Below are 13,127 nucleotides of genomic sequence, written 5' to 3'. Positions count from 1 at the left end.
CGGCCGAGTTCAGGCCGCCTTGGAGCGGGAAACCGCAGCCGGTTTCCGCGCCGCCCTGCGCTTCTCCATCATGATTGGGCGATACGACCGATAAAGGATCATGGCGATCAGCAGGCCGATATAGATAAATTGCTCCAGCGACAGCACCTTGGTCGATAGCGCGAAATGCAGCGCGCCGCAGGCGGCGATGATATAGACCAGCCGGTGCAGCCAAATCCAATTCTTGCCGAGACGCTTGATCGAAAAATTGTTGGAGGTCACGGCCAGCGCCAGCAGCATCACCAGCGCGGCCATGCCAAACATGATGAAGGGCCGCTTCAGCACATCGTCGATGATTGCCTGTACGTCGAGCGCCTGGTCGAGGATCATGTAGACCGTCAGATGCATCAGCACGTAATAGAAGCAAAGCAGGCCAAGCGCCCGGCGGTAGCGCAGGTAGTTCCAGCCGAAGAGATCGCGCGCCGGGGTGACGGCAAGCGTCAGCAGCAGGAAGCGGATCGCCCAGAGTCCGAGGAAGAGTTCGAAAGTCTTGACCGCGTCGGCGCCGAGCTGGTCCGTGGCGCCGAGATAGAACTCCCATGCGGCCGGTATCAGGCCGACGACATAAAGCGCCCAGACGGAAGCAGGCTGCCAGCGTTTGGGCAAGGCGAGGGAAAGAGCCATCAGAAATTCGCCCTAAGGTCCATGCCGGCATAAAGGCTCGCGACCTGATCGGCATAGCCGTTGAAGGGCAGGGTGGGGTGACGGTTGGCGCCGAAGAAGCCGCCTTCGCCGATGCGGCGCTCGGTCGCCTGGCTCCAGCGCGGATGGTCGACTGCCGGATTGACGTTGGCATAGAAGCCGTATTCCTGGCTGTTCGTTGCTTGCCAGGTGTTCAGCGGCTGCTTGTCGGTGAGCGTGATGCGCACGATCGACTTGATGCCCTTGAAGCCATATTTCCAGGGCACGACAAGGCGGATCGGTGCGCCGTTCGCATTCGGCAATGTTTCGCCATAGAGACCAACAGCCAAAAGCGTCAGCGGATTGCGGGCTTCATCGAGCCGCAGGCCTTCGACATAGGGCCAGTTGAGCGACTGGAAAACGCCCGACTGCCCAGGCATCTCCTCCGGCCGCACGACAGTCTCGAAGGCGACGAATTTGGCGCTGCCAAGCGGCTCGACTTTGTCGAGCAGGGCCGAGAGGGGAAAGCCGTCCCAGGGGATGACCATCGACCAGGCCTCAACGCAGCGCATGCGGTAGACGCGCTCTTCCGGCGGAAAGTCCTTGATCAGCGCATCGATGTCGAATGTGCCGGGTTTACTGACCATGCCGTCGACCGTGACGGTCCAGGGCCGTGGCTTGAAGTTGCCCGAAAGTTTTGCCGGATCGGCCTTGTCGAGGCCGAATTCATAGAAATTGTTGTAAGTGGTGACATCCTTGAGCGGCGTCAGCTTCTCGTCGACCGTGTAGTTGCTCTTCGTGGCATTCAACGCATCGGCAACAGCGCTTTTCCCACCGGCAATCGCGACGCCGGCACCAGCTACAGCCGTCAAGAATTCCCGACGCTTCATATAGACTGAGCGCGGCGTGATCTCGGAAGAAGCGATCTTCGGCGGGCGATAGGACGGCATTACGATATTCCTTTCTACGATCGTAGAGATGATACGACCTCTACGCAGGAGAAGCGTGATTTGTTACCGTCTTACGATGTTATTTCTTTTCAACGGAAACCAACTTTTCGTGTGCTTCCGTGATGAAATAAACCGCCTTCTGCGGTGTCTATGTCGTTTGGCCGATGACTGAGCCAGAGACCAGCTTTACCCTTGCGGCGTACCGGATTCGCTTGAGTTGATAGTGACAGTCCGGCGCGATTGGATTAGGACAATTCCAAAAAGCAGGAATGTCGGCGCTCCCTTCGGCGCAAAGCCCTGGCCGGCCGACGCCTCACAATTTCCGAGACGACGAGGAAGACATCATGCCAGCTTATCGTTCTAGAACCACGACCCATGGCCGCAACATGGCGGGCGCGCGCGGCCTTTGGCGCGCGACGGGTATGAAGGACAGCGATTTCGGCAAGCCTATCATTGCGGTGGTCAATTCCTTCACCCAGTTCGTGCCGGGCCACGTCCACCTCAAGGATCTCGGCCAGCTCGTGGCGCGTGAAATCGAAGCGGCCGGCGGTGTCGCCAAGGAATTCAACACCATCGCCGTCGATGACGGCATCGCGATGGGCCATGACGGCATGCTCTATTCGCTGCCCTCGCGCGAGCTGATCGCCGACAGCGTCGAATATATGGTCAATGCTCATTGCGCCGACGCCATGGTCTGCATCTCCAACTGCGACAAGATCACCCCCGGCATGCTGATGGCCTCGCTGCGCCTCAACATCCCGACCGTCTTCGTCTCCGGCGGTCCGATGGAGGCCGGCAAGGTCGTCCTGCACGGCAAGAAACACGCACTTGATCTGGTCGACGCCATGGTTGCCGCTGCCGATGACAAGATCAGCGACGAAGATGTTCAGGTCATCGAACGCTCGGCCTGTCCGACCTGCGGCTCCTGCTCGGGCATGTTCACGGCCAATTCGATGAACTGCCTGACCGAGGCTCTCGGCCTGTCGCTGCCGGGCAATGGCTCGACGCTCGCCACCCATGCCGACCGCAAGCGCCTCTTCGTCGAAGCCGGCCATCTGATCGTCGATCTCGCCCGCCGCTATTACGAACAGGAAGATGCTTCCGTCCTGCCGCGCAACGTTGCTTCGAAGCAGGCCTTCGAGAATGCCATGGCGCTCGATATTGCCATGGGCGGTTCCACCAACACGGTTCTGCACATTCTTGCGGCTGCGCATGAAGGCGAAGTCGATTTCACCATGGCCGACATCGATGCGCTGTCGCGCCGCGTGCCCTGCCTGTCGAAGGTCGCACCGGCCAAGAGCGATGTGCATATGGAAGACGTGCATCGCGCCGGGGGTATCATGTCGATCCTCGGCGAACTCGACAAGGGCGGCCTGATCAACCGCGATTGCCCGACCGTTCATGCCGAAACGCTCGGCGATGCCATCGATCGCTGGGACATCACTCGCACCAGCAGCGAAAGCGTGCGTGAATTCTTCCGCGCGGCGCCTGGCGGCGTTCCGACCCAGGTTGCTTTCAGCCAGAACGCCCGTTGGGAAGAACTCGACACCGATCGCGAGAGCGGCGTTATCCGCTCGGTCGAACATCCTTTCTCCAAGGATGGTGGTCTCGCCGTTCTCAAGGGCAATCTGGCGCTGGACGGCTGCATCGTGAAGACGGCGGGCGTCGACGAATCGATCCTTAAATTCTCCGGCCCAGCCAGGGTCTTTGAAAGCCAGGACGCATCCGTCAAGGCCATCCTCAGCAACGAGATCAAGGCCGGCGACGTCGTCGTCATCCGCTATGAAGGCCCGAAAGGCGGCCCCGGCATGCAGGAAATGCTCTATCCGACGAGCTACCTGAAGTCGAAGGGCCTTGGCAAGGCCTGCGCGCTCATCACCGACGGCCGTTTCTCCGGCGGCACCTCGGGCCTCTCGATCGGCCACGTTTCGCCCGAAGCGGCAAACGGCGGCACGATCGGCCTGGTACGCGAAGGCGACATGATCGACATCGACATCCCGAATCGCACCATCAGCCTGCGCGTCGACGAAAAGGAACTCGCTGCCCGCCGCGAAGCCCAGAACGCTAGCGGTTGGCATCCGGCAGAACAGCGCAAGCGCAACGTCACGACGGCGCTGAAGGCCTATGCAGCCTTCGCGACCAGTGCTGACCGGGGTGCGGTCCGCGATTTGGGCGGGAAGTAATCAAGCTCCTTCGCCCCGTCCTGAGCTTGTCGAAGGGGCGGGGAGAAGGTGGCTATAGGGCGAGATAGCCCCCACATCGCCACGCTCATCGGGAACACATATGCTTTATAGCGGCCGATTGATCCGCTTATACGTCTCATCCAGCCCTTTCAGCCGTTCGTCATAGGCCCCCTTGATGCAGGCGGCATCGGCGCCACATGCCTGCCGCTTCTTCAGCCAAGCTGTCTGCTCGTCCTGCAACGTGCCGCGTGAACCCATGGCGAGGGGGCCAGAGAGCAGGTCGAAGGTCGTCACCATCTTCACGTCGGCATCGTTGAGCGCTCTGTTATCGCAGATCATCTTTTCATCCGGCTGAAGGGTCTGCGAATCGCAATTGAAGCTCGCGGCCTCCGATGTGTTGGCCGTCGTGAGGGAGGTAAGGAGAAAGACTGCCGCAAGGCTCACTGATCGCATGATTTTGCTCCATCTGCCGGTTTCCGAAACGAAATGCGCGATCACGCGTTTTTGTTCACAACGCCTGTTCTTCGTGCGCGCAAACGACCAATTATACTTCATGCTTCCGCCCTCTTTCCTTTCTAGCGTCGGACGTTACAACCTTGTTTCAAGAGCATTAAAGAAGGAAAATTCCATGCAGGTCCTGCTGAAGCGCACCGCCGTTTCGATGATCGCCCTCATCATGACGATGCCGCTTTCCGCCGAGGCACAGACTGCAAAGTCCGTGCCGCAGAGCCAGATGCAAATGCAGCTTTCGTTTGCGCCGCTGGTCAAACAGACGGCCGGCGCCGTGGTTAATGTCTATGCCGAACGGATGGTGCAGCGGCAATCCCCCTTTGCCGGCGACCCCTTCTTCGAGCAGTTCTTCGGCCAGCGCATGCCGAATCGCACCGAGAAGCAGTCTTCGCTCGGCTCCGGCGTCATTGTCGAAGCCAACGGCACGGTCATCACCAACAACCATGTCATTGATGGTGCCGACGATATCAAGATCGCGCTGTCCGACGGCCGCGAATTCCCCTGTGATGTCGTGCTGAAGGATGATCGGGTCGATCTTGCCGTGCTGAAGATCAAATCCAAGAACCAGAGCTTCCCCATCCTGCCGATCGGCAATTCCGATGCCGTCGAAGTGGGCGATCTCGTGCTGGCGATCGGCAATCCCTTCGGCGTCGGGCAGACGGTGACGAGCGGCATCGTGTCGGCGCTGGCCCGCAACCAGGTGAAGAACGAGGTCGGCTTCTTCATCCAGACCGATGCGTCGATCAATCCCGGCAATTCAGGCGGCGCCTTGGCGAATATGTCGGGCGAACTGATCGGCCTCAACACGGCCATCTTTTCCCAAGGCGGTGGTTCGAACGGTATCGGCTTCGCCATCCCCGCCAACCTAGTCAAGGTTTTCCTCGCTGCCGCCGATCGCGGCGCCAAGACCTTCGATCGCCCCTATATCGGCGCTTCCTTTGAACCGGTGACGTCAGATGTTGCCGAAGCGCTCGGCCTCGACAAGGTGCGCGGCGCGCTGGTGACCAAGGTAGTCGAAGGCGGGCCGGCGGCGAAGGCTGGCCTAAAGGCTGGTGAGGTCGTCACGGCCATCAACAATATCCCGGTCGAGCATCCGGATGCGCTTGGTTACCGTCTGACGACGGCCGGCCTCGGCGCGACCGTTGATTTGACCGTTCTGGAGAACGGCAAAGAACTGCACGACAGCATGACGCTCGCGGCCGCGCCTGAATCCACGCCGCGGGATGAGAAGCTGATCCAGGGCAACAATCCCTTCTCGGGGGCGACCGTCGCCAACCTCTCGCCGCGCGTTGCCGATGAACTGCATTTGCCGGCGGATACGAACGGTGTCGTCGTCGAAAACCTGAAGGCGGATTCGCCGGCCGAGCGCCTTGGCTTTGCGCCGAAGGATATCGTCGTTTCCGTCAACGGCGTCGCGATCACCTCGACGGACGTGCTGCAGCAGGCCGTTACGGGCAATCCAAGCTTCTGGCGCGTCGAAATCGAGCGCGACGGCCAACGCATCCGGCAGTTCTTCCGATGAGTGACGACCTGTTTGCACCGCGAATACCGGAGGAGGTCGCCAGGAGGCGGCCTCTTGCCGATCGTCTGCGGCCGCAAACCCTGGGCGATGTCACCGGCCAGCCACATCTGACCGGCGAGGACGGCGTACTGCGGCGGATGATCGACTCCGGCTCGCTCGGCTCGATGATCTTCTGGGGGCCGCCAGGCACCGGCAAGACGACGGTGGCACGGCTGCTGTCGGGCGAGGCGGGCTTGGCCTTCGAACAGATCTCGGCAATCTTCTCCGGCGTTGCGGACCTGAAGAAGGTGTTCGAAGCCGCGCGTCTGCGCCGCATGGACGGCCGCCAGACGCTGCTTTTCGTCGACGAGATCCATCGCTTCAACCGCGCCCAGCAGGATAGCTTTCTGCCGGTCATGGAAGACGGCACCGTCATTCTGGTCGGCGCCACCACCGAGAACCCGTCCTTCGAGCTCAACGCCGCTCTTCTGTCCCGCGCGCGCGTCCTGACGTTTCGCTCGCATGACGAGGAAAGCCTGGAAGAATTGTTGCGCCGCGCGGAGGCGGCGGAAGGCAAGCCGCTGCCACTGACCGAGGATGCCCGCGCCAGCCTGATCCGCATGGCCGATGGCGATGGTCGCTCGGTGCTGACACTGGCCGAAGAAGTCTGGCGTGCCGCGCGCAAGGACGAGCTTTTCGATCCTGACGCTTTGGTCAAGATCGTGCAGCGCCGGGCGCCGGTCTACGACAAGGCGCAGGATGGCCATTACAATCTGATTTCGGCTCTGCATAAGTCGGTGCGCGGCTCCGACCCCGACGCGGCGCTCTATTATCTTGCCCGCATGTTCGACGCCGGTGAAGACCCGCTCTATCTCGGAAGGCGGCTGGTGCGCATGGCGGTAGAGGATATCGGGCTTGCCGATCCGCAGGCGCTGGTCATCTGCAACGCCGCCAAGGACGCCTATGATTATCTGGGATCACCGGAAGGTGAGTTGGCGCTGGCAGAGGCCTGCGTTTATCTCGCCACCGCCCCGAAGTCGAACGCCGTCTACACCGCATTCAAGGCTGCCACGCAGGCCGCCAAGCAGAACGGATCGCTGCTGCCGCCCAAGCATATCCTCAATGCGCCGACGAAGCTGATGCGCACAGAGGGTTATGGCGACGGTTACCGTTATGACCATGATGAACCCGATGCCTTTTCGGGCCAGAATTATTTTCCGGAAAAGATGGGCCGCCAGACCTTCTACGATCCGCCAGAACGTGGTTTTGAGCGCGAAATCCGCAAACGGTTGGATTGGTGGGCCAAGCTGCGCAAGGAGCGCGGTGAACCATAGATTAGACGTCACCTGGCAGTGACGTTTTCCGCGGCCTTCTGGATGCGCGGTGCCGGGGCCTTGTCGATCATCTTGACGCTCGATTCCGCCAACCCGTTATGGCCTTCCATATCGACGATCAGATGCCAATGGCCCGTTTCCGGAATGGATAGCCGGATCGGCGATTTCTTGGCGACGCCGCCGAGGAACTGATGCTTCAGAGTTTCCGTAAAGCGCTCGAAATTCGAGCTGTTCATCAACCGGACATTGGCAACGGCCGACAGCGTGATCTCAATAACGGTTCCCGCACGCTGCTCGTTGAGATCATAGTGGCTGTAACGGAAGGTCGGCTTCGACATTGATCTTTTACTCTGGTGACACCCAGTCGATATTCTACCCAAGCGTGGGTTAAGGAAGCGTTGGGGATCCTTATCCCGCCGCCCGCAGGTTCTGCCGGTCCAACTCCGTCACCAGCGCCATGATCGTCGCCGAAATCGGTGTCGGGACACTCGCGAGTTTGCCGAGCGAGACGACCATGCCGACCAGCGGCGTGATTTCCAGCGCCTTGCCGGCCAGCAGATCCTGCAGCATCGAGGTGCGTACCGGGCCGATCTGGCGGGAGCGTTCGAGGCGTTCTTCGATGGAAATCGCCAGACGCGCCCCCAGGGCTTCCGCGACAGTCTTCACCTCGTTCATCACCTGACCGACCATGGCAGCAAGGGCAGGGTTGCCCATGATGTCGGACATCAGCGCCCGTGTCAGGGCGCTGATCGGATTAAAGGCAGCATTGCCCATCAGCTTGCTCCAGATCTCGTCGCGAATGCGCGGTGAAATCGAGACATTGATCCCGCCGTCCTTCAAGAGAGCAGCGATCGCTTCGATGTCGCCGGTCGTTTCGCCCGAGGGTTCGCCGAGGACGAAATGGCCGTTGTTGCTGAGCTTGATCTCGCTGGGATTGATGACTTCGGCGCCCTGATAGGCGACGCAGCCGATAACGCGCTCGGGCCCGATCAGTCGCCAGAGATTGCCGTTCGGATCGAGTTCCTCCATCTGGCGCTCCGCATGGCCGCTTTGCGCGTCCCGATGAAAATACCACCAAGGTATGCCGTTCAGGACCATCACGACACGCGTTCCGGCATGCAAAAGTTTGGCGATGCCGGGTGCTGCCGCATCGAGCTGGTGGCCTTTGAGCCCCGTGATCACCAAGTCCTGTGGCGGTAGCGCCGCCGCACTGTCGGTTGCGGTCACCTGGGCTATGAGCGGACTGTCGGCTTCGGCCTCCCAGACCCGCAAGCCATCTGCGCGGATCGCTTCCAGATGCCCGCCGCGCGCTATCACTGAAACGGTTGCCTGCTCCCTTAGTCCTAAAGCCAGTTTTGCGGCAATCGCGCCGCCGAGCGCGCCCGCGCCGTAAACACAGATAGTTTTAAGGGAAGGCGATGTCATAACTTGATCTCCGGGTTTGCAGCGCTTGGAGCAAGTTAGGTCATCACCATGATTTGGCGAGCAGTTTATGGAGCTGATCGCAAAAACCTGCCGCTTTTCATGAGGCAGCAGGCAACGGCCCAAATCCCGGATCCTCTGTTTTGCTTTTTTGAAACAATATCGGGTCAGGGCCGGCATTGTTCTTTCGGGCTATTCTTTACCACAATCACATTTTAACGTCGGCGGCGGTGCTGGACCAGAAACAACCGGTGCGGTATCGGTTTGTCGCTGGTCCTTTTAAAGTTGATCGTGTCGCCGAAGGAAGATCATTGCGTTTCGAAGCCTTAAACCGCCTCTGGGAGACCGTTCGGGAGACCAGCCATGATTTCCAGGCTTCGACCGACGTGTTTCCCGTCGTCGATATCGAGAAGCTGAGCACGACGCTCGGCCTAAAGGAGAAGGGCGCGGCCAACGGCGGTCTCAACCGGCCAGCGCAAAGCGCTCAGTCTTTCGATGAGACCGAGCAGCGCGTCATCGCCTGGGTCGAGGCGGAAAAGAAGAGCTCCTATCAGGTTTTGGAAGATCAGTTTCAGACTTTCGACAGCCGCCTGCGCAATCTCGATTTCGAAGGTCAGTTCGGGCTAATACGGCAGGCGAATGCGTCCAGCGTTTCGGATTTCAAGGCGGAGGTCGCAAGCGGCGTCGACGAGCTGCACGGCCTGCGCCGCAATCTGAAGACTGCCGAGGACGAGATGGTCGACTTCAAGTCCCGGCACCGGCTGCAGCGCGCGGCGAAGGTCTCCAGCAAGGCGGCCTGGGGCTTCAAGGTCTCGCTCATCGTATTCCTCATCCTCATCGAGATGGTGATGAACGGCAGCTTCCTTGCCAAGGGCAGCGAGCAGGGCATTGTCGGTGGCGTCACGGAGGCAGCGGCCTTCGCTTTCCTGAACATCGGCGCGGCGCTGATGTTTTCCTTCTTCTGCGTGCGCTTCCTTGTGCACAGGTCGTTCTTCCTGAAGCTGCTTGGTCTGCTCGGGCTCGTCGCGTATGTCGCCGTGGCACTCGCGATCAACATCGCGCTGGCGCATTACCGCGAAGTCTCGGCAACCATCCTCTCCGGTGCCGGAACGGAGGTGATGCAGCGGCTGAAGATTGCGCCGCTCGGTCTGCAGGAGTTGAATTCCTGGATGCTGTTTGCCGTAGGGCTGATGTTCTCGCTCATCGCCTTTATCGACGGCTGTTACCTCACCGATCCCTATCCGGGATTCGCCGGCGTCCAGAAACGCCTCGATGCGGCGAGAAGCAATTACATCGATCGCAAGCTCGATCTCATTGACGATCTTCGGGATATCCGCGACGAACACAATGGCAAGATCGAAGAGATCATCCGCGATCTCAGCATGCGCCGGCAGGAGACCGCCGCCATCATCGCCCATCGCGCCAGAACGGCGGGCCTTTTCGCCGAACATCAAAATCATCTCGAGCGAACCGCCAATACGCTGCTGACTATTTATCGCGAGGCGAACAGAAGCGCACGCACGGAGCCGGAGCCGCCTTACTTTGCATCCCGCTATCGGCTTGAGCGCCTGGTGCCGGTCCTGCACACCGATGAGGAATGGGACGATAAGGTACTCGGCGAGCGCATTCAGGCCGCGCAGGCGGAGTTGACCCAGCAGATCAAGCGGATCGGCGACGAGTTCGAAAGCGCCATCGAGAAATATCATAAGCTCGATAATCTTTTCCCGGAGGGCATCATTGGCACGACGCAAGCGGCGTAGCCGAGCCGGCAGCTCGGCCGGTCTTATCATCGCGACGGTTTGCCTCGCCGTTCTGTCCCTCGGTATTGTCGGCGCCTATGGCTGGCTGCGCTATAAGGCAAGCGGCAATATAGCGGTCGACCAGGCCTCGCTCTGCCCGGTGGATGGCCCGAAGGCGGAAACGGCGATCCTGCTCGACGTCACCGATCCGATCTCGGATACGACGGCGCTCGACCTGCGCAATCAGTTCCAGAAAATCGTAGCGGACGTGCCCGTCGGCGGCGCGATCGACATCTATGCCCTGACGGAGAAGGAAGGCGAGCTTATCCAGACCTTCCACGGCTGCAATCCGGGCAGCGGTGCCAATGTCGACGAATGGACCAGCAACCCCCGCCTGGCGCAGGCGCGCTGGGAAAAGGGCTTCGCAAAACCGCTTGCCGATATCGCCGGCAAGCTGAGCGTCGGAGAGGCGGGCAAGCAATCGCCGATCATGGCCGCCATCCAGAAGATCAATCTGGAAGTCTTTGCGAGCGCTGCCAGTGGCATTCCGAAACATCTCTATATCGCCTCCGACATGATCGAACATACCGACGCCTTCTCGAACTACCGGGACGGCGCCTCTTATCAGAAATTCCAGCAGAGCCCCGCACGTGATAAATTCCGGACGTCACTGGATGGTGTCATGATCAAAATCCTCGCCTTTCAAAGGCCGAACATGAAGTTCAGTATGGAGGAGCTTGCAAATTTCTGGGCGCAGTGGATCAAGAGCAATAATGGCTATTTCGACGGCTTCGTCCGATTGGAAGGAATACGCTGATGGCCGACGTTGAGGCGAGGCTAGCCATACGCGATTATGGGCCGATGATCCTCTTCGCGCTGGTCACCGTCGGCGGCATGATTTTCATCTGGACGTCGAAGCTTCTCGGCTGGCCGCTGCCGATTGTAACCGGCGTGCCGCTGCTGCTGATGGCGGTCTATTTCGTGATCTCGGTGGTTTTCGCCGGATTTCGCCTGCACAACGAGCAGGCGGGCGACAATCTCTATTACATGGGATTTCTGTTTACCCTGTCGAGCCTCGGCGTATCGCTCTACCTCTTTGCCGGCGAGACGTCGATCGAAACGATCGTCCGCAATTTCGGCATCGCCGTCACCTCGACCATCGCCGGTGTCACGCTCCGCATTCTCTTCAACCAGATGCGCCGCGATCCGATCGACATCGAGCGGAGTGTCCGCCACGAGCTGGCCGAGATGACGCGCCGCGTGCGCTCGGAGCTGGACTCTTCGTCGCGCGAATTCTCGCACTATCGGCGCGTCAGCAACCAAATGCTGTCGGAGGGTTTCGAGGAGATCGGGCGCCAAGCGGAACGAAGTGGCGAGGAAATCCAGAAAATCCTGGAGGTCCTGGCGAAGCAGGCGGTCACGCCGATCAACGAGGCGGCTGCGCAACTGACGGAAACGACATCGCAGCTTTCCGAGATCATCGGCAAATTCGGCACGGCTGTCGAAACCGTCGGCAAGAAGCTCGAGGAGATCCGCGCCCCCGAAGATGTCGTCCGCGCCGAGCTGGCACCCGCCATCTCTGCCATCAAGGCGATGGCGGAGGCCCAACTGCAGCCATTGAAGAACATCGAGCAGACGCTGAGCCGTATGGCGGATTTGCCGGGACGATCGTTTTCCCCTGAACTCAAACTGGTTGAGCCCCAGATTGCACCCGAGACCGATCAAGCGTCCTCCGGGGCGATTGCAGCGGTTACGGCCAATGAAAACGAACCGGCGGCCGACGCGCCAAGGCGCAAGCGACGGTGGCATCTATGGTGATGCGCGTCTCAGATACCGCGCCCAAGCTGGAACACAAGGGCTATAATCGCGGGCTCATTCTCGGCCTGACCATGGCCGAATCCATGCTGCTGCTGGTCTTCTGCCTGCTTCTGGTCGCAGCCGCCATGATTTCTGCGGAGAGGAACCATCGCTATGAGACCGAGCGGAAACTGAAGGACGCCGAGCAACGGCTCGTGCTCCTGGAAAAGAAACAATCCGAGCAGGCGGCGCGCATCGTGCAACTGCAATCGAAGCTGATTTCCGGCGATCTCTCGGCAGCAGACCGGTCGACGCTGGAAAAGGAATGGCGCGAATTGGTCCTGGCGCGTGAGACGCTGGACAGCATGGGCGCGGATGGCGCGAAGCCGGAGGACCTGCAGGAGCTTGCCAAAGTCGCTGATGTGCTGAAGCAGCACGGCGTCGATCTCGCCAAGGCATCCGACGAAGTGAGTAAGCTGCTGGCGGGCGAGGGGGGCGGAAAAGGCGCTCATGATTGGCCCCCGATTATCAATCTCGACGACGCCAAGAAGAATTATTTTCAGTCGGGCAGCGCCGAATTGACCAAGACCTTTGAACGTATGCTCGACACGACAATCTCGAATGAGATTGCCAGCAATCTCAGCCTCTATGATGCCGACATTGTCGAGGTGATCGGCCACACGGACGAGCAGCGCGTATCGCGGCCAAGCTCGAACCTTGACGATACGCTGATCGGGGCGATGGATGGCAAACTGCCGATATCGGCCGTCGAGCCCGCGGACAATGCCGGGTTGGGGCTGGCGCGCGCAGTTGCCGTCGCCAATATCCTCAAGGCCAATCCGAAGCTGAAGAACGTCACCATCCTGCCGATGTCGGCCGCCCAATTGATCCTGCCCGGCGATACGATCACGGCAGGGCAGGCGGGCGCCGTGGAATCCCGGCGGCGCATCGAAATCCGGGTACGCGGCAGGACCACGCCGGTTGCCGTGATCAGCGATGCAACGGCGTCACCTGTCAGCGTACGCTGAGGC

The 13,127-nt window shown here is 60.3% G+C and carries 12 protein-coding genes; 7 read left to right on the top strand and 5 right to left on the bottom strand.

What is annotated here, in order from left to right; genetic code table 11:
- Nucleotides 1-9: 9 nt before the first annotated feature.
- Together msrQ and msrP are read right to left on the bottom strand one after the other, a co-directional pair.
- The gene (gene msrQ / locus K290_RS0122460; protein WP_037136007.1) at nt 10-663 is read right to left on the bottom strand and encodes a protein-methionine-sulfoxide reductase heme-binding subunit MsrQ; all 654 of its coding nucleotides are present in this window, start codon (nt 661-663) and stop codon (nt 10-12) included.
- The gene (gene msrP, locus K290_RS0122455; RefSeq protein ID WP_028753948.1) at nt 663-1,610 is read right to left on the bottom strand and encodes a protein-methionine-sulfoxide reductase catalytic subunit MsrP; all 948 of its coding nucleotides are present in this window, start codon (nt 1,608-1,610) and stop codon (nt 663-665) included. Before msrP ends, msrQ begins: the two co-directional genes overlap by 1 nt.
- A 344-nt stretch (nt 1,611-1,954) precedes the next feature.
- Between msrP and ilvD the strand changes: the two genes are divergently transcribed.
- A complete protein-coding gene (ilvD, locus tag K290_RS0122450) occupies nt 1,955-3,793 on the top strand; it encodes a dihydroxy-acid dehydratase (RefSeq protein WP_028753947.1) in 1,839 nt (612 codons plus the stop codon).
- Nucleotides 3,794-3,898: 105 nt separating this feature from the next.
- Here the strand turns inward: ilvD and K290_RS0122445 are convergent, their stop codons facing one another.
- Nucleotides 3,899-4,246 (bottom strand): lysozyme inhibitor LprI family protein, encoded by a 348-nt coding sequence (locus K290_RS0122445; RefSeq protein WP_028753946.1) that lies wholly within the window; start codon nt 4,244-4,246, stop codon nt 3,899-3,901.
- Between the two features lie 175 nt (nt 4,247-4,421).
- Here K290_RS0122445 and K290_RS0122440 point away from each other — a divergent pair, with 175 nt between their 5' ends.
- Together K290_RS0122440 and K290_RS0122435 are read left to right on the top strand one after the other, a co-directional pair.
- On the top strand, nt 4,422-5,825 hold the full coding sequence (locus K290_RS0122440; protein ID WP_028753945.1) for a DegQ family serine endoprotease: 1,404 nt from the start codon (nt 4,422-4,424) through the stop codon (nt 5,823-5,825).
- A complete protein-coding gene (locus K290_RS0122435) occupies nt 5,822-7,138 on the top strand; it encodes a replication-associated recombination protein A (RefSeq protein ID WP_028753944.1) in 1,317 nt (438 codons plus the stop codon). The genes K290_RS0122440 and K290_RS0122435 overlap by 4 nt, the downstream gene beginning before the upstream one ends.
- A gap of 8 nt (nt 7,139-7,146) precedes the next feature.
- On the opposite strand, the gene K290_RS0122430 is transcribed toward K290_RS0122435, so the two are convergent.
- A complete protein-coding gene (locus tag K290_RS0122430) occupies nt 7,147-7,476 on the bottom strand; it encodes a DUF1883 domain-containing protein (RefSeq protein WP_028753943.1) in 330 nt (109 codons plus the stop codon).
- Nucleotides 7,477-7,546: 70 nt separating this feature from the next.
- Entirely contained in the window at nt 7,547-8,563 is a 1,017-nt protein-coding gene (locus K290_RS0122425; protein ID WP_028753942.1) for a ketopantoate reductase family protein, read from the bottom strand.
- Between the two features lie 308 nt (nt 8,564-8,871).
- Here K290_RS0122425 and K290_RS0122420 point away from each other — a divergent pair, with 308 nt between their 5' ends.
- Genes K290_RS0122420 through K290_RS0122405 form a run of 4 tightly spaced genes read left to right on the top strand, consistent with a single transcriptional unit; the run spans nt 8,872 to nt 13,124 of the window.
- Nucleotides 8,872-10,320, top strand: coding sequence for a hypothetical protein (locus K290_RS0122420; RefSeq protein WP_028753941.1), 1,449 nt, complete (start codon nt 8,872-8,874; stop codon nt 10,318-10,320).
- Complete coding sequence (locus K290_RS0122415; protein WP_028753940.1) at nt 10,298-11,116, top strand: hypothetical protein; 819 nt, start codon at nt 10,298-10,300, stop codon at nt 11,114-11,116. Before K290_RS0122420 ends, K290_RS0122415 begins: the two co-directional genes overlap by 23 nt.
- Nucleotides 11,116-12,117 carry a hypothetical protein gene (locus K290_RS0122410; RefSeq protein WP_028753939.1) on the top strand — a complete coding sequence of 334 codons (1,002 nt, stop codon included), beginning with the start codon at nt 11,116-11,118 and terminating at the stop codon, nt 12,115-12,117. Before K290_RS0122415 ends, K290_RS0122410 begins: the two co-directional genes overlap by 1 nt.
- Complete coding sequence (locus K290_RS0122405) at nt 12,111-13,124, top strand: OmpA family protein (RefSeq protein WP_028753938.1); 1,014 nt, start codon at nt 12,111-12,113, stop codon at nt 13,122-13,124. Before K290_RS0122410 ends, K290_RS0122405 begins: the two co-directional genes overlap by 7 nt.
- Nucleotides 13,125-13,127 lie beyond the last annotated feature (3 nt).

The sequence above is a fragment of the Rhizobium leucaenae USDA 9039 genome (assembly GCF_000426285.1).
Lineage (GTDB): Bacteria > Pseudomonadota > Alphaproteobacteria > Rhizobiales > Rhizobiaceae > Rhizobium > Rhizobium leucaenae.
This window is presented reverse-complemented; position numbering and strand designations above follow the sequence as displayed.